This is a genomic window from Roseomonas sp. AR75 (genome assembly GCF_005222815.1).
GTDB lineage: Bacteria > Pseudomonadota > Alphaproteobacteria > Acetobacterales > Acetobacteraceae > Falsiroseomonas.
In genome coordinates, this window is the sequence record NZ_STGB01000002.1 from 77,422 (window position 1) to 98,602 (window position 21,181).

Genomic DNA, 21,181 nt, shown 5'->3' on the forward strand with positions numbered 1-21,181 from the left:
GGCGCCCCTATCCAGCGCCTCCCGACGGCATGGGCGCGTAGCTCAGCGGGAGAGCATTCGCTTCACACGCGAAGGGTCGCAGGTTCAATCCCTGCCGCGCCCACCATGCCCCTCAGATCCTTTTCGACGTCAGGAGGTTCGGTGAAGCCGACCTCCGCGCGCAGGCGCGTGACGTCCGCGATCATGCACGGCACCTCATTGGGGCGGTCCGGCAGGGCGCCGAGGCGCAACAGGTCCGGCCGGCCGACGGCCTCGGCCAGCAGGCGCGCGACATCCGCGATGGCGCGGCCCTCGCCCGAGGCGATGTTGACGGGTCCGGTCACGTCGCTGGCCAGCAGCGCGGCGAGGGCGCGACCGACGAAGCCGGTGGAGGAGACATCGCGAATGGGGCGGCCGGAGGCGCAGCGCGCCTCCCTGCCCTGTTGCAGCGCGAGGATGATCGAGGGGACCAGCCGGTCCGGATGCTCGCCGGGGCCGAAAAGGTGGAACAGCCGCGCCCAGGCGGTGCCGGGGCGCTGCGCGAGGCGGGCGGCAAGCTGAGCCTTGGCGCGACCATAGGGCGTGGCCGGCGCGATGGCGCGGGTCTCGGGCCAGGGCTGGTCGTCCGCGCCGGCGGCACCGGCGTATTCGGCGCAGGTGCCGAGGCCGACGAAGCGGCGGCCGCCGGATTCCGCGAAGGCGGCGGCGAGCGCGTCCGAGGCTTCGAGCCAGTCGGCGTTTTCCGGCGCCGTCCAGAATTTGCCGTGGGCGACATACCAGGCGCAGTGCAGCAGATGCGTCGGGCGAAGGTCGCGCAGCAGGGCGCGGGTGGCGGCGGGGTCGAGGAGATCGACCGCGTGATGCGTGAGGTGGCCGCGGCCCCCACCCCGACCCTCCCCCGCAGGGCGGGGGAGTGAGAGAGACGCTGCGTGCACCTGGAAGCCGCGCTGCAGCAGCGGTGCGATGACCGCGCGGCCGACAAAGCCCGTCGCGCCGGTGACAAGGACGCGCTCAGCCATCGAAATCCGGCCAGGTCGCGTCGCGCTCAGAAATCACCGCGGGCGCTGCGGGCCAGGCGATGTCGAACCGCGGATCGTCCCAGCGCGCCCCACGGCCAAGCCCCGGCGCGAAGGGCACGTCCATCATGTATTCCAGCGCGGCGTCGTCGGTGAGCGTGAGGAAGCCATGCGCGCAGCCGGCGGGAACGAGGATGGCGTTGCCCGCCTCGGCCGAGAGCGTGACGGCGACATGGCGCAGCCGCGTGGCGCTGCCCGCGCGCAGGTCCAGCGCCACGTCCAGCACCGCGCCACGGATGCAGCGGATCAACTTCCGCTCCTCCGAGGGCGGCGCCTGCCAGTGCATCCCGCGCAGCGTGTGGCGGTGCGGGTTCTCCGAGACGCTGATCTGCACCGGGCGGAAGGCGAGGCCGGCGGCGGCGAATTCCGCCTCGCAGAAGCTGCGGAAGAACGCGCCGCGATCGTCGCGCGCGCGCTCCGGCAGGATCTCGAAGGCGCCGGGCAGGTCCAGCGCCCGGATGATCACGGTTCGATCTCGCGCATGGCGGGCACCGCGGTGAGCACGCGGCCCTGAAATCCGCCGGCGCGGATCTGCCCAAAGATCTCAGGCGCGATGTTCCAGGGCAGGATGAGGATGTCGTCGAGCGGCATGGCCAGCAGCGCGGCCGGCGTGACGACGGGAACGCGGCTGCCGGGCAGAAGGCGCCCCTGCTTGGCGGGGCTGGCATCGGCGACGGCAAGGATGTCGGCGGCGGTGACGCCCGCCGCGTTGAGGAAGGTATTGCCCTTCGCCGCCGCGCCATAGGCGCCGATGCGACGGCCCGCCGAACGGGCTTCGCGCAGCCACGCGCGGAAGCCGGCGAGGGTCTGCTGCGCGCGCGCTTCGAAGCCTTCATAGTAGGCGTCGCCGTCGAGGTCGAGCGCCGCTTCCTCTGCGCGAATCTCCCGCAGCGTGTCGGAGACGCCGCGATCGGCGGACGAAGAAAAAACGCGGATGGAGCCGCCATGCGTCGGCAGGCGCTGCACGTCGAAGACGCGCAGGCCGTGACGCCCGAGGATGCGTTCCATCGCCAGCAGCGACCAGTAGGCGTAGTGCTCGTGGTAGATCGTGTCGAACTGCACGCCTTCGACCATGCGCACCAGATGCGGCTGCTCGATGGAGACGACGCCGCGGGGGCCGGCGAGCACGGCCAGTCCCGCCGTGAAATCGTTGATGGCGGGAACATGGGCGAAGACGTTGTTGGCGGCGACGAGGTCGGCATGGCCGCGGCGGGCGACGAGATCCCGCGCGGTGGCCTGGCCGAAGAAAAACGTCTCGGTCGGGACGCCCCGCGCGCGCGCGACATCGGCAACGTTCGCGGCGGGCTCGATGCCGAGGCAGGGGATGCCGGCGGAGACGAAGTTCCTCAGCAGGTAGCCGTCGTTGGAGGCGACCTCCACGACGAAGCTCTGCGGGCCGAGCGCAAAGCGCTGTGTCATGTCACGGGCGAAGCGCGCAGCGTGGTCGAGCCAGGAGGCGGAGGCGGAGGAGAAATAGGCGTAGTCGGAGAAGATCCCCTCCGCATCCACGACGGTGTCGAGCTGCACCAGGCGGCAGTCGCTGCAGACCACGGCGCGCAGCGGGTAGCGCGGCTCCGGCGCGTCGGCCTGTTCGGGCGGGATGTAGGAGTTCGCCACGGGCTGCACGCCGAGATCGCAGAAGGTGACGCCAAGCGCGCCGCCGCAGGCGCGGCACGCGGTGACGGGGGTGGCGCTCATGCGCGCAGGCCCTCCGCGATCGCGCGCCGCGTCACCGCGACCATGTCTTCTCCGCCACGCCAGGCGGCATACCACGCAGCGGTCTCGGCGATCGCCTCAGGCGTGCCCAGCAGCGGGCGCCAGCCGAGCGCCTGCGTTGCGCGCGAGGACTCCAGCGCGAGGCGCGGTGCCTCGTGCATGACCGCGCCGGGCGCCTGCACCCAGCGTACATCGCCCCAGAGCGTCAGCAGGTCGCGCACGCGGATCTCGCCATCCTGCGGGCCGAAGTTCAGCGTAGGCGGCGCCGATCCCGCAGCCAGCGCCTCGGCCAGCAGCAGATAGCCGCGCAGCACGTCCAGCACGTGCTGGAAGGGCCGCGTGGCATCCGGGCGGCGCACCACCAGCGCCTCGCCGGCCATCTGCGCGCGCACCAGGTCCGGGATGATGCGGGCTTCGGAAAAATCGCCGCCGCCGATCACGTTGCCGGCGCGCGCGGTGGCCATGGGTGGCAGGTCACGGGCGAAGCTGGCGCGCCAGGAGGCGACGGCGATCTCGGCCGCGGCCTTGGAGGCGCTGTAGGGATCCTCGCCGCCGAGCGGATCGTCCTCGGTGAAGCGGCGACCGCTGCCGTCGTTGCGGTACACCTTGTCCGAGGTGACGATCACCGCCGCCTGCACGCCGGGCAGGTCGCGCAGCGCCTGCAACAGGTTGACGGTGCCGGTCACGTTGCTAGCGAAGGTGCCGGCGGGATCGGCATGGCTGCGGCCGACCAGCGCCTGCGCGGCGAGATGCAGGACGATCTGCGGCTCTGCCGCATGCACCGCGTCGCGCAGCGCCGGCACCTCCCGGATGTCGAGCCGAAGATCGCGCTCCAGCGCATCGGCCACGCGCATCGCCGCGAAGGCGGTCGGCCCTGGTTCGGGATCGAGCGCGATGCCGGTCACCTTGGCGCCGAGGTCCGCGAGGATGCGAACGAGCCAGCTTCCCTTGAACCCGGTATGCCCCGTGACCAGCACGCGGCGGCCGCGCCAGAAGGCGGCCTCGGGCTGCGTCACCACACCCGCCACGGCGCACGGCCTTCCGACCACAGACGCTCCAGCTGCTCGCGGTCCCTCAGCGTGTCCATCGGCTGCCAGAAGCCGCGGTGGTCGTAGGCGCAAAGCTCGCCGTCATGTGCGAGGCCGGTGAGCGGCTCGTTCTCCCAGACGGTGGCATCACCCGCGATGCGATCGAGCACGCGGGGCGAAAGCACGAAGAAGCCGCCATTGATGGTGCCGCCGTCGCCCGCGGGCTTCTCGGTGAAGGCGGCGACGCGATCGCCCTCGCGCTGCAGCGCGCCGAAGCGGCCGGGCGGGACCACCGCGGTGACGGTGGCCTGTTTCCCATGCGCGCGGTGGAAGGCGATGAGCGCGGTGATGTCCACGTCGCCGACGCCGTCGCCATAGGTCATGCAGAAGGTCTGGTCGCCGGCAACATGCGGCGCGATGCGGCGCAGGCGGCCGCCGGTCATCGTGTCCTCGCCGGTGTCCACCAGCGTCACGCGCCAGGGCTCGGCGTTCGGGCGCAGCACCTCCACCGCGCCGGTGGCGAGGTCCACGGTGAGGTCGGCGGCGTGGGAGCGGTAGTTGAGGAAGAACTCCTTGATCTGCCAGCCCTTGTAGCCGAGGCAAATCACGAAGTCCGTCACGCCATGCGCGGCGTAGATCTTCATGATGTGCCAGAGGATCGGCCGCCCGCCGATCTCGACCATCGGCTTGGGTCGGAGCGAGGTTTCCTCGGCAAGCCGCGTGCCGCGTCCGCCCGCGAGGATCACCGCCTTCATGCGCAGACCTCCTTCGCCTTGGCGTAGAAGGCATCCACGAAGCGCTGCACGTCGCCGAGCGGGCGGGCGCGGATCATCTCGCGCAACCCGCTGCGCCACATCTTCCGCTTCGCACGGTCCTCGGCCAGCGCGGCGGCGATCTGCACGAACTCCTGCTCGCTATGCGCGCACAGCTCGCCGAGACCGGCATTGGACAGGTTCGAATAGGACAGCCGCTCGGGGAAGCCGGCGCCGACCAGGGTGATCGTCGGCACGCCCATCCACAGCGTCTCGCAGGTCGTCGTGCCGCCAACGTGAGGAAAACTATCGAGCGCGATGTCGATGCGGTTGTAGTAGGGCAGGTGCTTGCCGCGGACGCCGACGAAATCCAGCCGCGCCGGGTCCACGCCGCGCGCGGCAAACACCTCGCCGGCATTCTTCACGAAGCTCTCGCCGCTCGCCTCGGGGCGCACGAAGAGGAAGCGGCTGCCCGGCACCGCGCGCAGCACGGCGGCCCAGGCGTCGAGGCATTTCGTGGTGTATTTGTAGGGGTTGTTCATCGTGCCGAAGGTCAGCGCGCCCTGGCGTTCCTCCGGCAGCCCGTCCTCGATCGGCACGCGATCATTAAAGCCGAGGCGGCCGAGCGTCACCCAGCTCTCCGGCATCTCGAACGCCTTCTCGATCAGCAGGCGCGGATCGGCGGGGCGCAGATAGGGATCGGTCAGGATGTAGTCGATGCGCTCCAGCCCGGCCGAATGCGGATAGCCGAGCCAGCTCGCGCCGATCCGCGCGGGGCGATAGGCCATCACGTCGAGCTTGTTCATCGCGGTGGAGCCGCCGAGCTCGAACAGGATGTCGAGCTCGTCGCGCGCGATGTCCTCGGCGACCTTCGCGCTGGGCTGGCGCGGCCACCAGCGGAAGGCGTCCACCTTCTGCTCGATATGCTGCTGCACGTTGTCGCGCTCGCCCTCGTAGAAGGAATAGCAGAACACCTGCACGCGATCGCGGTCGTAGCTCTCCAGCAGCGGCAGCGCGAAATAGGTCACGGGATGGTTGCGCAGGTCGGAGGACATGAAGCCGACGCGCAGCTTGCGCTCGGCATGGATCGCGGGACGGGCCGGCAAGGCCACAGGCCTGATCGTGCTCTCCTCTCGCCGACCCCATTGCCTGTGCCATTCGACGATCTGCAGCCGGTCCTCCAGAGTCTCCACTTGGCCGAGCTCGTAATGCAGCGCGGACAGCCGGTTCTCCGCCAGCCAGAGCGGCGCGAGCTGCGCCAGCGTGCCCGTGGCTTCGAGCCGCGGCAGGTCCAGCACCCGCTGGAACACCGTGCGCAGCGAGCGCGCATAGCGGGGCACGCGGTCCGGGTGTCGCTCCATCAGGCGGCACGCGATGACATAGGCGCGTTCGAGATGCGCCACCTCGCTGTCGTAGCGGCTGCGCGAGAGGCTCTCGACCAGCGCGTCCATCACCTCGGGGCTGTCGGGCTCGGCGGCATAGGCGCGCTCCAGCGCCTCGTTCGCGCTGCGCCGGTCGCCATCGCCATGCAGCCGCGCGAGCAGCATGTTGGCGGGGCGGTCGCCGGGGTTGCGCGCGATCACCGCCTCCAGCCGCGCGCGCGCCTCCGCGATGCGGCCCTGGCGCAAAAGGATGCGGCCTTCCATCACCTCCGGCATCGGGTCATCCGGCAGCGCGACGCGCAGCTTCTGTACGATCGCCAGCGCGCGATCGTTCTCGCCGCGGTCGAGCAGCAGGCCGATCAGCGTCGTGCCGATCTCGCGGTTGCGCGGGTCGAGGCCGAAGGCCTTCTCGAAGCTTGCCAGCGCGCCATCCACGTCGCCCAGCGCGCGCAGCACGCGGCCATGCAGTCGCCACAGCTCGCCATTGCGCGGATCGAGCTTCAGCCCGGCGGCGAAGGCCGCGGCGGCCGCGCCGAAGTCGCCGCGCAGTTCCTGCGTGTTGCCCAGGTTCTGGCAGGGGGAGACGCTGCGCGGATCAAGCTTGCGCGCGAGTTCCAGCAGCGGCACTGCCTCATCCAGCCGGCCCGCGCGCTTCATGAGCACGCCCAGCGTGTTGGCCAGCACGAAGTCCTTGGGCTTCTTCGACTGCGCCGGCAGAAGTGCCGCCACCGCCTCGGCGTGCCGGCCGGCATTGCTGAGCGCGAGCGACCAGGGAAGCGCGATCGCGAGCGCCGAGGCGCCATTGCGGACGGCCTGGCCGAAGGCGTCGGCGGCTTCCGCATGCCGGCCGGTCTGCGCCAGCAGCGTGCCGAGCTGCTGCCAGTGCATGCCCGATTGCGGCTGCGCCAACACCCGTTCGCGCAACTGCGCCTCGATCCGCGCGAGGTCGGCGGCAGATGGCGCAACGCGGGCGGGCGCGCGGGCGGCGCGGAGGACTGGTGGCGGCATGGCGTTCCGTCAGTCTTGGCCGGTGTTTTCGTCGTCCGACCGTCCATCGGCGGTAACACAACGCCCCGCGCAGGGACAAGCGCGAGGCGCAGCGGAACCTTTGGAGCACCCATCGTGGGTTGACGCGCCCGCGGGGTCCGGGGAGACCGGATGCGATGCCGACGCCCGACCCCGCCACCGCGCCCGCCGATCCCGCACTCTGCGCGCGCATCCCGCTGGGCCTCGCGCGGATCGTGCAGATCGGCGGCGACGCTGCGCTCGCGGCCTTCCTGGCGCGGCGCGATCCCGGCTGCGCGCTGACGCGGCTGGCGCGGCTGGCGCCCGGCGCCATCCCGGCGGGCGCCGCGGAAGCGGATCTGGTTGTGCTGCAGGCGCTGGCCGGCGATGCCGCCGATGCCATCCGCAACGCGGCGGCGCTGCTCGCGCGGGATGGCGTGCTGCTGGTGGATCTGCCCAACGCCGAGCATTGGCGGATTGCGCAGCAACTGCTGGTCGGCGGCATCAGGCCGACTTCGCCGCCGCCCGACGCGATGACGCGAGACGGCCTGCTCGCTGCAATCCGCGGCGCGGGGCTCATCCCGCTCGACGTGCCGCAATCCGTGCCGGAGGCCGAGGCGGCCGAGGGCTTCGCGCGCCAGATCGCCCCGGCGCTGGCCGCGCTCGGTGTGGACGCCGCCACCTATCTGCGCCGCGCCGCGCCGCCGCGTTGGCTGCTGCGTGCCGCGCGGCAGGCGCCGCCGCCGCTGATGCTGCTGGCGCATGTGCTGAAGCCCGTGGGCGGCGTGAACGAGGTGCGCGTGGACATGCCGCTCGGCGCGGTCGCGACGCATCCCGGCATCGCGTTGCGCATCGGCGAACGGCCGGAGACGCCGAAGCTCGCGCCGGACGTGCCGCGCATCCTGATCCTGCACCGCCGCCTGCTGAACAACCCGGAAGCGCCCGCCTTCATCAACCATTTCCGCCAGCGGGGCTGGGTGGTGGTGCAGGAATTCGACGACGATCCCGCGCATTGGCCGGTGATCGCGCAATCCGACCATTTCGCCTTCCGCGGCGTACATGCGGTGCAGACCACCACGCCGAAGCTGGAGGCGCTGTTCCGCGCCTTCAACGACGAGGTGATGGTCTTTCCCAACACCGTCGCCGAGCTGCCGGAGGTCGAGAATTTCGCGGACGCGTCACGCCTGACGCTGTTCCTCGGCGCGCTGCGCCGGGAGGAGGACACCGCGCCCTATATCGACGCGCTGAATGCCGTGCTGGCGGAGGCGGGCGATCGCCTCGGCGTCGAAGTGATCTTCGACCGCGCGAGCTTCGATGCGCTGCGCACGCCGCACAAGCGCTTCCACCCGATCCTGCCCTATTCGGCCTATCGCGCGCTGATGGCGCGCTGCGAGATCGCCTTCCTGCCGCTGGCCGACACGCGCTTCAACAGCTTCAAGTCCGACCTGAAATTCGTGGAAGCCGGCGCGCACCGTCTCTGCTGCCTGGCGAGCCCGGTGGTGTACGGCGCGACAATCCGCGACGGCGAAACCGGCTTCATCGTGGATGACGCCGAGGCCTTGGGGGACAGGCTGCGCGCGCTGCTCGCCGCGCCGGAGCGGGCGCGGGCGGTGGGCGATGCGGCACGCGGCTGGGTGCGGGAGAACCGGCTGGTGGCACGGCAGGTGCCGGCGCGGCTGGCCTGGTATCGCGGCTTGTGGGAACGGCGGGCGGCGCTGGATGCGGCGCTTGTGAAGCGGGCGCCGGAGGTGGGGGCGTAGGCAGCGACGCCGTAGCGGGGTGCCCCCACCCCGACCTGCCGCCGTAAGCGGTGGCCGAGGCCACCGCTACTTTGGCGTCCGACGCCGTTGGCGTCGGACCCCTCGCAAAAGCGGGGGAGGGAGAAGTGAGCGCTGCTCAGTTCGACTGCTGCTGCGCCGGCGGGCCGCGGCGCTCGCCGCCCTGGCCGTGGCCGTGCGGGCCGCGGTGGTGGCTGGCGCGACGCGGCATCACTTCCTGCCGGGTGAGCTGGCCGTCGCTGTTGGCGTCCCGCGAGCGGAACATCGCCTCGGCGAAGGGCCGGATCTCCTCCAGCGTCACCCGGCCATCGCTGTTCACGTCGAGCACGCGGAACATCGCCTGGCCGCGCTGCTCGCCCTGCTCGCGCGCGCCGGCCGGCGGCGTACGGCCGCCCATGCGGGTCTGCACATAGGCGCGGAACTCCTCGATGGTCACGCCGCCATCGCGGTTCCCGTCCACCTCGGCGAAGCGGGCCTGCAGCCACACCCAGCCTTCGTCGCGGCTGACTTGGCTGTCGGCATTCGTGTCGGCGCGGGCGAAGGCCTCGCCCATGGCGAAGCCGGGCGCGCCGCGGCGCGGGCCATCGGGACCGCGACCCTGGCCGGGGCCGGGCTGGGCGAAGGCCGGCAGCGCCAGGGCACCGGCGATGACCGCGGCACCCGCGACCAGCGCAATGCGGGACGTCTTCATCGTGTTCTCCTTGTCTGCGTTCATTCGCGACAAGATCACCCTGCGCCCGCACTGCAACAAAGACATTGCGGACACCGTCTCCATCCGTGAGCAAAAGTAACGCGACCTGTCACATGCCCGCATGAAACCCTGACACGCCTGTCAGGATCGGGGCGCCGGCGCGCCGGCCTCGCCGAGGTCCCACCAGATACCGGCGAAGCCCGCGATGCCCTCGCGCGCAGTCGCCTTCAGCAGGTGCTCGTCCGGGCCGTGCTGCTTGCAGCCGGAATAGCTGTGCGGGATCCACACCAGCGGCACGCCGAGATGATCCACGAAGACATCGCCCGGCAGGCCGCCCGAGGAATTCGGGATCACCTGCACCTTCCGCCCCAGTGTACGTGCCAGCGAATCGCGTGCGAAGGTCACCCAGGGATCGTCGGCCTCCGTGCGGCTCGCGGGCATGCGGATGGCCGCGTTCTCGATCTTCACGAAGTCGAAGCCGTGGGCATCGAGATGCGCGCGCAGCGCGGCCTCGAAGCGGTCCACCGGCGCATCCACGGTGTAGCGGATCTGGCAATGCGCGCGCGCATCCGGCGCGACGGCGTTCACCGGGTTTTCCGGCCGGCCGGAGACCATGGCGAGGACGATGAAGCTCTGCCAGCCATAGATCTTCTCGGCGGCCGTCAGGCCGGGCTCGCCCCAGCCTTCGTCGATCGACGCGGCTTCGCCGCCGCCGCCCATCGGGCAGCCTTCGAGCAGCGCCTTCACCTTCGCGGGCATGCCGCCCGCCGGCAGCCAGTCACGGACGAGGATCTTGCCGTTGCGGTCCATGATGGATGCGATCGCGTGGCAGAGCAGCACCGCGGGATCGCGCGTCAGCCCGCCCCAATGGCCGGAATGCACGCCGCCCGGGCGGAAGCGGATCACCAGGTCGCAATGCCAGGTGCCGCGCGTGCCGGTGGTGACGGTGGGCATCTCCGGCTCGACGCGCGGCCCGTCCGAGGCGATCAGCGCATCGGCGGCCAGGAGCGCCTTGTTGGCGGCGACGAAGTCGCGCAGCCCCTGCGAGCCGCGTTCCTCGGCGGTCTCGATCACCAGCTTCACGTTGAAGCCGAGCTTGCCGCCGCGTTCGGCCATCACGGCTTCCAGCGCAGCGAGGTTCAGCGCGTGCTGGCCCTTGTTGTCGGCGGTGCCGCGGCCGTACCAGCGGTCGCCCTCGTCCTTCACCTCCCAGGGCTTCAGCCCGTCATGCCACTGGTCGTCCAGCCCGCGCACGGTGTCGCCGTGCCCGTAGAGCAGGATCGTCGGGCGCGACGGGTCCTCGATGCGGGTCGCGGTCAGGATCGGGCCGAAGCCGGGCTTCGGGTTGGGATGGATCGTCGCCTCGAAGCCGAGCTTGCGCACCCAGTCGCTCAGCCCCTCCTCCAGATAGCGCGGCAGCGCAGCGGCGTGCTCTGGGTCCTGCGAGGTCGAGGGAATGGCGACCAGACGCGAGAGCAGCGCCGCATAGCCGCCATCGTCGAAGAAACCGAGTGCGCGGGAGATGGCGCCGTCGCGGCTGGGCATGTCGGGATACTCCGGTGCTGATGTGGGTCCGAGGCTAGCAGGATGCGCGGGCTACAGCAGCCCGCGCGCGATCCCGCCATCGACATTGACGGTCTGGCCCGTGACATAGGCCGCGCGCGGACTGGAGAGCCACACCACCATCGCCGCCACCTCCTCCGGCGCGCCGAACCGTCCCAGCGGGATCTCGTGCGCAAATCCGGCAATGATCTCGTCGAAGGGCACGCCGCGCTCGGCCGCCAGCTTCTCCGCGCGGTCCTGCCAAAGCCGAGTCAGCGTGCGGCCGGGCGCGACGCAGTTCACCCGGATGCTCTCGGCCGCATATTCGCCGGCGAGCGTCTTGGTCAGGCCGAGCAGCCCGGCCTTGTGGACGTTGGAGACGACCTGGTTCGGATAGGGCATGCGCGACGCCGCGGCGCCCAGCAGCACGATCGAGGGCGCGACGCCCTTGCGCAGCAGCGGCAGGGAGGCACGCACGGCGCGCACCGCGGAGAGAACGTTGAAGGCGTAGTTCGCCGCCCAGTCGGCGTCGCTCAGTGCCTCGAAGCCGGAGCGGATCGAGCCGCCGACGGCATCCACCAGCGCATCCAGCGCGCCCCAGCGCGCTGCGGCCTCCGCCAGCAGCGCATCGGCCGCGCCTTCCCGGGTGATGTCGGCGACCGCCGTGGCGGGCCGCCGCCCCGCCTTCGCCGCGATGCGGTCGGCGGCCGCGGCGATACCGGCCGGATCGCGGGAGGCGATCATCACCTCCGCCCCTTCCTCCACCAGCAAAGCCGCCGTTGCGAAGCCGATCCCCGCCGATGCGCCGATCACCAGCACCCGCCGGCCCCGATAGCCCAGATCCACGGCGTCCTCCCCACCCCTTGCCGCATGACCATGCGCAGCGGCGCCGTGGCGATCAAGCCGTTGGCGATTGACGATGCGTGCGGCGCGCGGCTAGTTGCCCGCACGATCATGTCGGCAGCCCGCCAGCCCGGGTCCGCCGGCCAACAGCGGGAGACGAACCAGGATGACCAGCATCGGGCCGATGATCACGCGCCGGCGCGCGCTGCTCGCAGCGGGCGCGGGCCTCACCCTCGTCGCGCCCGGCGTCCGCGCGCAGGGCTTCCCCGACCGCCCCATCACGCTGCTCGTGCCCTTTGCAACGGGCGGCTACAACGACCGCCTGGCGCGGGCCATGGCGCCCTTCGTGCAGAAGCATGTCGGCCAGCCCGTGACGGTGGTGAACCGCCCGGGCGGCGGCACCGTGCTCGGCAACACCTTCTTCCTGCAGCAGCCGGATGACGGCTACATGCTGATGGTGCATTCCGCCGGCCCCTACATCCCGGTCTCCATCCTGACGCGCAACGCCCGCTACAAGGCGGACGATTTCTGGATGATCAACCTGCCCTCGCGCGACCTGACGCTGATGGCCTGCGCGACGGACAAGCCGATCCGCAGCGTGGACGAGGTGGTGGCCAGCCTGAAGCGCGATCCGCGCAGCCTCTCCGTCGGGCTGCAACCGGCCTCGGCGGACCTGATCAACTTCGCCCTGTTCTGCCAGGCGCATGGCATCGACCGCTCGCGCGTGCGCGTCGTTACCTATGATGGCGGCGGCCCCGCCCGCAACGCGACCGCGGGCGGCGTGGTGGATGTCGGCCTGGTCGGCGGCGAAGGCTTCCTGCCGATCAAGGATCGCATCCGGCCGCTGCTGATGTTCACCGACGAGAAGAACAGCGACTACCCGGACGTGCCGATCCTCTCGGACCACGCCAAGGCCGCGGGCTTCGAGGCCGCCTTCGTCGAAGGCTCGCAGCGCGGCTTCGTCACCTCCAAGCGCTTCGTGGAGGCCGCGCCCGACCGCTACCGCATCCTGCTGCAGGCGATCGAGCGCGCCACGAAGGACCCGGAATGCGTCTCGACGCTCGGCGGCCAGCAGCTTTCCACCACCTGGTATGGGCCGGAGGCGTCGAACCGCGCCTATCTGGCGACGGCGGCGCTGATGGAGCGCTACGCCAGCCTGCTCCGCGCCTCCTAGGGCTGCGGGCGTGAGCCAGGGGGAGACGCGCCGGCAGCCGGCCTGGGCGGAGCTTGCCTTCGTCACGGCTCTGGCGGCCGGCGTGCTCGCCTTCCTGGTGGAGGCGCGCGGCGTCTCGCTCGATCCGCAGAACCTGCTGCTGCTGCAGCCCACGGCCTGGCTGGTGCTGGGGCTCTGGGCGGTGCTGGCCATCGGCTGCCTGACGCGGCGGCGCCCTGCCGATGCGCCGCCGCGGGAAAGCACGGCGGACCTCCTGCGCATCCTCGCAATGGTCGCGGCCTTCGGCCTGTTCACCGCGGGGCTGGAGCAGGTGGGCTACGACATCGCGATCTGCGCCTTCGTCCTGGTGGCGCTGCTGATCGGCGGCGAGCGTCACTGGGCAGCCCTGCTGCTGTTCCCGCCGCTGTTCACGCTCGCGGTGATCGAGGGGTTCCGGCTGCTGATCCCCTATCCATTCCCCACGACGCTGCTGTGAGATGATCGATACCGTCGCCTTCGGCGCCGCGGTCGCGATGCTCGCGGGATCGCTGGATGCCTGGATCTGGGTGATCCCCGGGCTGCTGATCGGGCTGGTCTTCGGCGCGCTGCCGGGAATCTCGGTTTCCATGGCGATGGCGCTGGTGCTGCCGGCGACGCTCTATATGGAGTTCCTGCCGGCGATCATCTTCCTGACCTCGGTCTATACCGGCGCGGGCTTCGGCGGATCGATCCCGGCGGTGCTGATCAACATCCCCGGCACCTCCTCCGCCGTCGCCACCACCTTCGACGGCTATCCGATGGCGTGGCAGGGCAAGCATAACGAGGCGCTGGGCGCGGCGCTGTTCGCCTCCTGCATCGGGGTGCTGCTCTCCTACGTGATCCTGCTGGTGCTGGTGCAGCCGATGGCGGAGGTGGTCCTGCGCATCGGGCCGTACGAGATGGCGGCGATCGGCATCTGGGGCATGGTGCTGCTGGGCTCCATCGGCGCATCCAGCGTCGCCAAGGGGCTGTTCGCCGCGGGGCTCGGCGTGCTGTTCGGCATGGTGGGCATGAACACCGCCGGCTACATGCGCGGCGACATGGGGATCACCTGGCTGCTCGACGGCATCCCGACCATCCCCGCCATGGTCGGCCTGCTCGCGGCCAGCCAGCTTTTTGCGCTGGTGAATGCGAAATTCATCGTCGAAGCGGAATCCGAGCGCAGTATCAGCCTGCGCCGCATCCTGGCGGGCGGCATGCTGGTGCTGAAGAACCCGGTGACGCTGCTGCGCGGCTCGGCCATCGGCGTGTTCGTCGGCGCGGTGCCGGGCATCGGCTCCTCCATCGCGAACCTGCTGTCCTATGGGGAGACGCGGCGGAATGCGCGCGATCCCGAGAGCTTCGGCAAGGGCGACGTGCGCGGCGTGATCGCCGCGGAATCCGCCAATTCCAGTTCCGAGGGCGGGTCCATGGCGACGATGCTCGCGCTCGGCATTCCCGGCGGCGGCGCGACGGCGATCCTGCTGGCGGCCTTCGCCATGCACAACGTCATAGGCGGCCCGCGCTTCATGGAAGAAAGCCGGGACGTCGTCTACGCCATCATCCTGTCGAACTTCGCGCAGGCGGCGATCCTGGTGGTGGTCGGCACGCTCTTCGTCTACGGCGCGTCCACCATCGTGCGGCTGCCGTTGCGCTACCTGATCCCCTGCGTGCTGGTGATGTCCGCCATGGGCGCCTTCGCGATCGAGGGATCCATCGCCGGCCCGATCACGCTGTTCGTCTTCGCCGTGCTGGGCTGGCTGCTGTCGCGCTACGGCTTCCCGGTGGCGGCGGTCGTGGTGGGGCTGCTGCTGGGCCGGCTGATCGAGACGGAGCTGCTGCGCGCGTGGCAGTTGGCGGGCGGCGATGTGTGGTACGTGCTGAACTATCCCTGGGCGCTGGGCATCCTGGGCCTGATGGTGGTCTCGCTCGCCCTGTCCGTGCGGCGCGACCTGCGCAAGCGGCGCGCGAGGGTGGCCCGGGCGTAGGCGCCGGTCAGCGCGTGGCGGCCGGCGCGCTCGTGCCGCTGCCGCCGCTCCCGGCCAGGCTGCCGCCGAGCAGCGCCGCGGCGGCAAGCGGCAGGATGAGGCCCGGTACGGCGGCGAGACCCATCGGCACAGCCGCTGCGGCCGCGGGGGCCAATGCCGCCGCGCCACCCGGGGCCGCGGCGGTGGCCGGCGCGGCGGCCAGCGGGGCGGCGGGCGCGGGCAAGACAGGGCGGATCGGCAGCGCCGGCAGGGTCACGCCGCGCGGCGGCACGGCCACCGCCGCGTCCGGCGGCACGACCATGCTGCGCAAAGGCTGAGCCCCGGCAGGCAGCGCCACGGCGACGGCCAGCAATGCGGCGAAAAGTCGCATGGTGTATTCTACCGCAGGTCGTGACCGCCGCGCCAGTGCGGCGTGGCTCACCGCCCCAGCATCTGCCGCGCCACAATCAGCCGCATGATCTCGTTCGTGCCTTCCAGGATGCGGTGCACCCGCAGGTCGCGGACGATCTTCTCGATCCCGTAGTCTGCGAGATAGCCGTAGCCACCGAGCAACTGCAGCGCCTCGTCCGCCACGCGGAAGCCGGTATCCGTCGCGAAGCGCTTGGCCATTGCGCAGAAGGCGGTGGCATCCGGCGCCTTCGCATCGAGCTTCGCACAGGCGCGCCAGAGCAGGGTGCGCGCGGCCTCGAGCTCCGTCGCCATGTCGGCCAGCCGGAACTGCGTCGCCTGGAATTTCTCGATCGCCTGGCCGAAGGCCTTGCGGTCCTTCACGTAGGCCAGCGCGATATCAAGCGCCCGCTGCGCGCCGCCGAGGGAACACGCGCCGATGTTCAGCCGCCCGCCATCGAGGCCGGCCATGGCGAAGCGGAACCCCTGGCCTTCCTCGCCCAGCAGCGCTTCCGCGGGAACGCGGCAATCGGCAAAGATGACCTGGCGGGTGGGCTGGGCGTTCCAGCCCATCTTCTTCTCGTTCGCGCCGAAGGAAAGGCCGGGCGCGTCCTTGGGGATCAGCAGCGCGGAGACGCCGTTCGCACCCGGCCCGCCGGTGCGCACCATGGTGAGATAGAGGTCGGAGGCCCCTGCCCCGCTGATGAACTGTTTTTGGCCATTCAGCACATAGCCTGCGTTGTCCCGCGCGGCGCGCGTGGACAGCGCCGCCGCATCGCTGCCGGCGCCGGGCTCCGTGAGGCAATAGGATGCGATCTTCTCCATGCCGATCAGCTGCGGCAGCCATTGCGCGCGCTGCGCATCGTCGCCGAAGCGGTCGATCATCCAGGCGACCATGTTGTGGATCGAAAGGAAGGCGGAGGTGGTCGGGCAGCCCGTCGCCAGCGCCTCGAACACCACCGCGGCGTCGAGGCGCGTCAGCCCGGCGCCGCCCGATTCCTCGCGGACATACAGCGCAGCCATGCCGAGCTGCGCGGCTTCCCGCAGCACGTCCACCGGGAAATGCTTGCGCTCGTCCCAGTCCTGCGCGTTCGGCGCCAGGCGGTCGCGCGCAAAGGCGAGCGCCGTCTCCCGCAGTTCCCGCGTGGCGTCGGGCAGGTCGAAGACGGCGGCGTCGTCCAGGGGCATGTTCGGCTTCTCCGCCCCGACTATAGCCGCGCCGCGATCTCCGCCCAACGCGCCCGCGTCTTCTCCACGTTGCGCGCCTTGATCGGCCCGAAACCCTTGATGCCGGCGGCGGCCTCGGCCCAGTCGCAGATCGTCGCGTGGGTCGTGGGTGTCAGCTTCGGCAGCATCGCGGCGATGGTGCCGCGGTACTCCTCGATCAGCGCGCGCTCCATGCGCCGTTCCTCGGTGCGGCCAAAGGGATCGAGCGGCGTGAAGCGCAGCGCCTTGCCGTGCCGCAGCAGGCCCATCGCCGTCAGCATCCAGGGGCCGAAGCGACGCTTGGCCGGCAGCCCGGTGTTCGGGTCCTGCTTCGACAGCATCGGCGGCGCCAGGTTCATCTCGATCCGCGGCTGGCCGGCGAAGTCGTGCGCGAGCTGCGCGCGCCATTCCGGCAGGGAATGCAGCCGCGCCACCTCGTACTCGTCCTTGAAGGCCATCAGCCGGTGCAACTGCGTCGCCACCGCCCGTGTCAGCCGCTGGCTGCCCAGCGGCGCTTCCGCCGCACGGACCTGCGCGACGAACGCCGCATAGCGGCGCGCATAGCGGGCGCTCTGGTAGGCGGTCAGGTCGGCGACGCAGCGCGCAACCTGCTCATCCAGCGTCTCGGCCTTTGGCGGCGCGGCCTCGCGTCCCTCCAGCACGGCGCGGCGGCCGAGGGCGAAGGCGGCGAGGTTGCGCTCCACCTGCGCGCCGTTGAGCCGGATGGCCTGCTCGATCGCGCCGGCGGAGACCGGGATTAGCCCGCGCTGGAAGGCGCCGCCGAGCAGCCAGATGTTGACGAAGATCGCATCACCGAGCTGCGCGACGACCTCAGCTGCGGCATGCAGCGGGTGCACATCCTTCGTCGCCGCGCGCAGGCTGCCGATCATGCCCTCGGTGTCGTAGCGCGTGGCGGTGTCGCGCACGAAGGCGGCGGTCGGCGCCATGTCCGCATTGACGATGGCGGCGGTGCGCTCCGGCCCCAGCAGCGGCCGCGCGTTGCGCCCATGCGCCACGACGATGTCGGAGGCGATCAGCACATCCGCCTGGCCGGCGCCGATGCGCGGCGCGGGGATGTCGGCCTCGGTCGCACCGGCGTGCCCGATGCGGAGCTGGACGTAGACGCCGCCGCCCTTCTGCGCGAAGCCGAGCGTGTCCACGCTGCGCGAGGGACGGCCATCCAGATGCGCCGCCATGGCCAGGATCTGTCCGAGCGCCGTCACGCCCTGGCCGCCGACGCCGGCGACCAGCAGGTTCCAGGCCTTGCCGTCCACCGGCTCCGGCAGCACCGGATCGGGCAGCGCGCCATCGGGCATCGCGACGGGCTTCGGCTTCGCCGGCTCGGCGCCGATGAGCGTGACGAAGGAGGGGCAGAAGGCCGTGATGCACGAAAGATCCTGGTTGCAGGCGGACTGGTCGATCCTGCGCTTGCGGCCCCAGGGCGTGGCCAGCGGCTCCACCGCGATGCAGTTCGAGACGCGGGAGCATTCGCCGCAATCCTCGCAGACGCGCGGATTGATCACGGCGCGCCGCTCGGCCTGCGCCGCCGTGCCGCGCTTGCGCTTGCGGCGGCGCTCGGTCGCGCATTCCTGGTCGTAGATCAGCGCCGTCACGCCGGGGAAGCCGCGCAGCTCCTTCTGCACGGCATCGAGCGTCGCGCGCGGATGGAATGTCACGCCCTTCGGCATCTCGGCATCGCCCTGGTGGCGGTCCGGGTCGTCGGAGACGATGGCGATGCGCTGCACGCCTTCAGCCCTGATCTGCGCGGCGATGCGCGGCACGGTGGGGTGGCCTTCCACCGCCTGGCCGCCGGTCATCGCGACGGCGGAATTCACCAGCACCTTGAAGGTCATCGGGTGGCCCGCGGCGACCGCCGCGCGCAGCGCCAGCGAGCCGGAATGCGACCAGGTGCCGTCGCCGATATTCGCGAAGATATGCGCCTCATCCGTGAAGGGCGCGATGCCGAGCCAGGGCACGCCCTCGCCGCCCATCTGGGTGAAGGCGGTGGTGTTGCGCTCCGGCATCTTGGTGACGAGCCAGTGGCAACCGATGCCGGCCAGGCCGCGGCTGCCTTCCGGCACCTGCGTGCTCGTGTTGTGCGGGCAGCCCGGGCAGAAGAACGGATCGCGCGTGGTCACGGGCTCCGCCGCGCCGCGCTCCAACTCCTCCAGCGCGCGCAGGCGCTCGGAGAGTTGCGGCGTGCGCAGCGCCTCCGGAAGGCGCATCGCGAGCGCGCGCAGCACCTGGCCTGAGTCCAGTTCCGTCAGCTCGGAGAGCAGCGGCGCGCCGCGCTCGTCCTTCTTGCCCAAGATGCGCGGCCGCTGGTCCAGCGGGTAGAGCGCGTCGCGCAGCTGCGGCTCGAGGAAGGCGCGGCGGTCCTCGATGACCAGGACCTCCTCGAGGCCCTGCGCGAAGGCACGCGCGCCGTCTGCATCGAGCGGCCAGGCGAGGCCGACCTTCCAGATGCGCAGGCCATTCGCGCGCGCGAACTCGGGGGAAATTCCCGCATCGGCCAGCACCTGGCGCAGCGTCGCAAAGGCCTTGCCGCGCACGGCGATCCCGAAGCGCGCATTGGGGCTGTCCACCACCAAGCGGTCGAAGCCGTTGGCGCGGGCGAAGGCGACGGCGGCCGGCAGCTTCACCTGGCGCAGCCGGCGCTCCTGCGCCTGGGCCGTGTCGGGGATGCGCAGATGCACGCCATCCGGCGGCAGGTCGAATCGCGGCGCGTGGGTGGCGTAGGAAGCGCGGTCCACGCGCAGGGTCTGCGCGGCGTCCATCGTCTCGGCGACGCATTTCACCCCGGCCCAGACGCCGGCATAGCGCGACAGCGCAAAGCCCTTGATGCCGAACTCCAGCACCTCCGCGACCTCGGCGGGATCCAGCACCGGAATTTCCAGGTCCTGGAAGGTGAACTCGCAGCCGCTGGTGACGGTGGAGGATTTCGCCGCCGGGTCGTCGCCGGAAAGCGCCAGCACGCCGCCCTTAGGGCTGGTGCCGGCGGAATTGGCGTGGCGCAGCACGTCGCCGCTGCGGTCCGTGCCTGGGCCCTTGCCGTACCAGATGCCGAACACGCCCTCATGCCGCGCACCCGGCGAGCGCGGCACCTGCTGCGTGCCCCAGACCGCGGTGGCGGCAAGGTCCTCGTTCAGGCCGGGATTGAAGACGATGTTCGCCTCGGCGAGCCGCTTCGCCTCCTTCAACAGAAGCTGGTCGTAGCCACCCAGCGGCGAGCCGCGATAGCCGCTGATGTAGCCCGCGGTGTTCCAGCCCTGCGCGGCGTCCATCTGGCGCTGCAGCAGGGGCAGGCGGACCAGCGCCTGGATGCCGGTCATCACCACCGGCTCGCCGGCGGCGTTCCACTTGTCCTCGAGGCTCGCTTCGGGGCGCGTGAGGCTGCCCATGGCGGTGGCTCCGTTCATGTCGGCACTATGGGAAGGATGCGCCGCCTTGCGAAGGGGATGCTTCCGTATTTCGTTGTGCGGTGCCGAACGAACGAAATAGGCTTCCGGCATGGACGCGATCGACAAGAAGATCCTTCGGGCCCTGGCACGGCAGGGCCGGCTGACCAACACCGAACTGGCGGAGGAGGTGGGATTGTCTCCCTCCCCCTGCTGGACCCGGGTGAAGCGGCTGGAACAGGCGGGCGTGATCAAGGGCTACGCGGCGCTGCTCGACCAGGCGGCGCTCGGCCTGCCGGACACGGTGTTCATCGAGGTGATGATGGAACGCCATGACGAGGCGCATCTGAAGCGCTTCGAGGAAGCGGTGCAGGAAATCCCGGAAATCCTGGAATGCCACCTGGTCACGGGCGAATACGACTACGTCATCAAGGCCGCGGTGGGCGGCACGGTCGGCTATGAAAGGCTGCTGCGGGACAGGCTGTACCGCCTGCCGGGCGTGCGGCACACGCGCACCAGCTTCGCGCTGCGCTGCCTGAAACGGGAATTGTCGCCCGTGCCGGGGTGAGCCGGCACGGGCGGAAGCCAGGGGTCAGGCCGGCGGAAGCACGCGCAGATCGGCGGTCTCGATCAGCACCACATCCACCATGTCGCCCTGGCTGAGCGTGCGCATGAATCGGCGCATGGCCGGATCCTGCACGCGAACCGTGCGCTGGCGTCCATCGGGCTCGGTGAAGGTGACGGAGTTGCGGCCGAGGTCGATGCTGTCCACGCGCACGCGCACGCGGTTGCCTACCGTCAGGCTTGCCGCAGGGCGCTGGCCCGGCGCGGCCCGGGTGGCGAGCACGCCGGCGCCTTCCGGCGCGGCACCGTCGCCGGGCCTGGCGAACACGGCGGCCACGGCATCCGTCACGGTGTAGACCACGCGGTCACCCGGCTTGATCTGCGCGAGGTTGCGCACCTGCGGCCCGACCTTCAGCGTCACCAGCACGCCGTTCTGCGAGCCGGCATCGCCGCGGAGCAGCACGGACCGCTCCTGCATGTTCACCGTCTCGACCACGGCGGTGCGCTGCATCGTCTCGGCGACCGCGGCCCCCTGAGGCGGGCCGGCGGGCGCAGGCGCCGCGGCGGCGGCGGGCGTGGCGGCCGGGGCCATCGCCTGCTGATCGGCACAGGCGGCAAGGCCGGCCGCGCCCAGCGCGGCGAGAAGGATTCGGGCGGATCTCATGCGGCGTTCTC

General features: G+C 71.1%; 18 protein-coding genes and 1 tRNA gene. 6 read left to right on the top strand and 13 right to left on the bottom strand.

All coding sequences use genetic code 11. The features are described from left to right. The first annotated feature begins 31 nt into the window (after nt 1-31). Nucleotides 32-106, top strand: a tRNA-Val gene (locus E4T13_RS08275). Here the strand turns inward: E4T13_RS08275 and E4T13_RS30975 are convergent. Genes E4T13_RS30975 through E4T13_RS08305 form a run of 6 tightly spaced genes read right to left on the bottom strand, consistent with a single transcriptional unit; the run spans nt 63 to nt 6,941 of the window. Beyond that, entirely contained in the window at nt 63-998 is a 936-nt protein-coding gene (locus E4T13_RS30975) for an NAD(P)-dependent oxidoreductase (RefSeq protein WP_137178497.1), read from the bottom strand. The genes E4T13_RS08275 and E4T13_RS30975 overlap by 44 nt on opposite strands. Continuing rightward, nucleotides 991-1,521: a dTDP-4-dehydrorhamnose 3,5-epimerase family protein gene (locus E4T13_RS08285; protein ID WP_137177821.1), complete on the bottom strand. Its 531-nt coding sequence runs from the start codon at nt 1,519-1,521 to the stop codon at nt 991-993. Before E4T13_RS08285 ends, E4T13_RS30975 begins: the two co-directional genes overlap by 8 nt. After that, on the bottom strand, nt 1,518-2,753 hold the full coding sequence (locus E4T13_RS08290) for a class I SAM-dependent methyltransferase (RefSeq protein WP_137177822.1): 1,236 nt from the start codon (nt 2,751-2,753) through the stop codon (nt 1,518-1,520). Before E4T13_RS08290 ends, E4T13_RS08285 begins: the two co-directional genes overlap by 4 nt. Next, nucleotides 2,750-3,787, bottom strand: a complete 1,038-nt coding sequence (gene rfbG, locus E4T13_RS08295) for a CDP-glucose 4,6-dehydratase (RefSeq protein WP_240791043.1) — start codon at nt 3,785-3,787, stop codon at nt 2,750-2,752. The genes E4T13_RS08290 and rfbG overlap by 4 nt, the downstream gene beginning before the upstream one ends. Further along, nucleotides 3,784-4,554: a glucose-1-phosphate cytidylyltransferase gene (gene rfbF, locus E4T13_RS08300; RefSeq protein ID WP_137177823.1), complete on the bottom strand. Its 771-nt coding sequence runs from the start codon at nt 4,552-4,554 to the stop codon at nt 3,784-3,786. The genes rfbG and rfbF overlap by 4 nt, the downstream gene beginning before the upstream one ends. Beyond that, the gene (locus tag E4T13_RS08305) at nt 4,551-6,941 is read right to left on the bottom strand and encodes a tetratricopeptide repeat protein (RefSeq protein ID WP_137177824.1); all 2,391 of its coding nucleotides are present in this window, start codon (nt 6,939-6,941) and stop codon (nt 4,551-4,553) included. Before E4T13_RS08305 ends, rfbF begins: the two co-directional genes overlap by 4 nt. Before the next feature lie 155 nt (nt 6,942-7,096). On the opposite strand from E4T13_RS08305, the gene E4T13_RS08310 reads away from it, so the two are divergent. Further along, nucleotides 7,097-8,698: a glycosyltransferase gene (locus E4T13_RS08310; RefSeq protein WP_137177825.1), complete on the top strand. Its 1,602-nt coding sequence runs from the start codon at nt 7,097-7,099 to the stop codon at nt 8,696-8,698. Nucleotides 8,699-8,834: 136 nt separating this feature from the next. On the opposite strand, the gene E4T13_RS08315 is transcribed toward E4T13_RS08310, so the two are convergent. The 3 genes from E4T13_RS08315 to E4T13_RS08325 all read right to left on the bottom strand — a co-directional run bounded on the left by E4T13_RS08315 (nt 8,835) and on the right by E4T13_RS08325 (nt 11,795). After that, a complete protein-coding gene (locus tag E4T13_RS08315) occupies nt 8,835-9,407 on the bottom strand; it encodes an EF-hand domain-containing protein (protein WP_170984882.1) in 573 nt (190 codons plus the stop codon). A gap of 141 nt (nt 9,408-9,548) precedes the next feature. After that, a complete protein-coding gene (locus E4T13_RS08320; RefSeq protein WP_137177827.1) occupies nt 9,549-10,952 on the bottom strand; it encodes a M20/M25/M40 family metallo-hydrolase in 1,404 nt (467 codons plus the stop codon). Nucleotides 10,953-11,003: 51 nt separating this feature from the next. After that, a complete protein-coding gene (locus E4T13_RS08325; RefSeq protein WP_137177828.1) occupies nt 11,004-11,795 on the bottom strand; it encodes an SDR family oxidoreductase in 792 nt (263 codons plus the stop codon). A gap of 163 nt (nt 11,796-11,958) precedes the next feature. Between E4T13_RS08325 and E4T13_RS08330 the strand changes: the two genes are divergently transcribed. Genes E4T13_RS08330 through E4T13_RS08340 form a run of 3 tightly spaced genes read left to right on the top strand, consistent with a single transcriptional unit; the run spans nt 11,959 to nt 14,951 of the window. Beyond that, complete coding sequence (locus E4T13_RS08330) at nt 11,959-12,966, top strand: tripartite tricarboxylate transporter substrate binding protein (RefSeq protein ID WP_137177829.1); 1,008 nt, start codon at nt 11,959-11,961, stop codon at nt 12,964-12,966. Nucleotides 12,967-12,976: 10 nt separating this feature from the next. After that, nucleotides 12,977-13,441: a tripartite tricarboxylate transporter TctB family protein gene (locus E4T13_RS08335; RefSeq protein WP_137177830.1), complete on the top strand. Its 465-nt coding sequence runs from the start codon at nt 12,977-12,979 to the stop codon at nt 13,439-13,441. A 1-nt stretch (nt 13,442) separates the two neighbouring features. After that, nucleotides 13,443-14,951: a tripartite tricarboxylate transporter permease gene (locus E4T13_RS08340; RefSeq protein WP_137177831.1), complete on the top strand. Its 1,509-nt coding sequence runs from the start codon at nt 13,443-13,445 to the stop codon at nt 14,949-14,951. A 7-nt stretch (nt 14,952-14,958) separates the two neighbouring features. Here the strand turns inward: E4T13_RS08340 and E4T13_RS08345 are convergent, their stop codons facing one another. The 3 genes from E4T13_RS08345 to E4T13_RS08355 are packed head-to-tail and all read right to left on the bottom strand — an operon-like array spanning nt 14,959 to nt 19,945. Then, on the bottom strand, nt 14,959-15,321 hold the full coding sequence (locus tag E4T13_RS08345) for a hypothetical protein (RefSeq protein WP_137177832.1): 363 nt from the start codon (nt 15,319-15,321) through the stop codon (nt 14,959-14,961). Nucleotides 15,322-15,368: 47 nt separating this feature from the next. Beyond that, nucleotides 15,369-16,526: an acyl-CoA dehydrogenase family protein gene (locus E4T13_RS08350; protein ID WP_137177833.1), complete on the bottom strand. Its 1,158-nt coding sequence runs from the start codon at nt 16,524-16,526 to the stop codon at nt 15,369-15,371. A 20-nt stretch (nt 16,527-16,546) separates the two neighbouring features. Then, nucleotides 16,547-19,945 carry an indolepyruvate ferredoxin oxidoreductase family protein gene (locus tag E4T13_RS08355; RefSeq protein WP_137178499.1) on the bottom strand — a complete coding sequence of 1,133 codons (3,399 nt, stop codon included), beginning with the start codon at nt 19,943-19,945 and terminating at the stop codon, nt 16,547-16,549. A gap of 109 nt (nt 19,946-20,054) precedes the next feature. Between E4T13_RS08355 and E4T13_RS08360 the strand changes: the two genes are divergently transcribed. Continuing rightward, entirely contained in the window at nt 20,055-20,510 is a 456-nt protein-coding gene (locus E4T13_RS08360) for an Lrp/AsnC family transcriptional regulator (protein WP_137177834.1), read from the top strand. A 24-nt stretch (nt 20,511-20,534) separates the two neighbouring features. Here E4T13_RS08360 and E4T13_RS08365 read toward each other — a convergent pair whose 3' ends face one another. Further along, nucleotides 20,535-21,170, bottom strand: coding sequence for a hypothetical protein (locus E4T13_RS08365; RefSeq protein ID WP_137177835.1), 636 nt, complete (start codon nt 21,168-21,170; stop codon nt 20,535-20,537). Between the last annotated feature and the right edge of the window lie 11 nt (nt 21,171-21,181).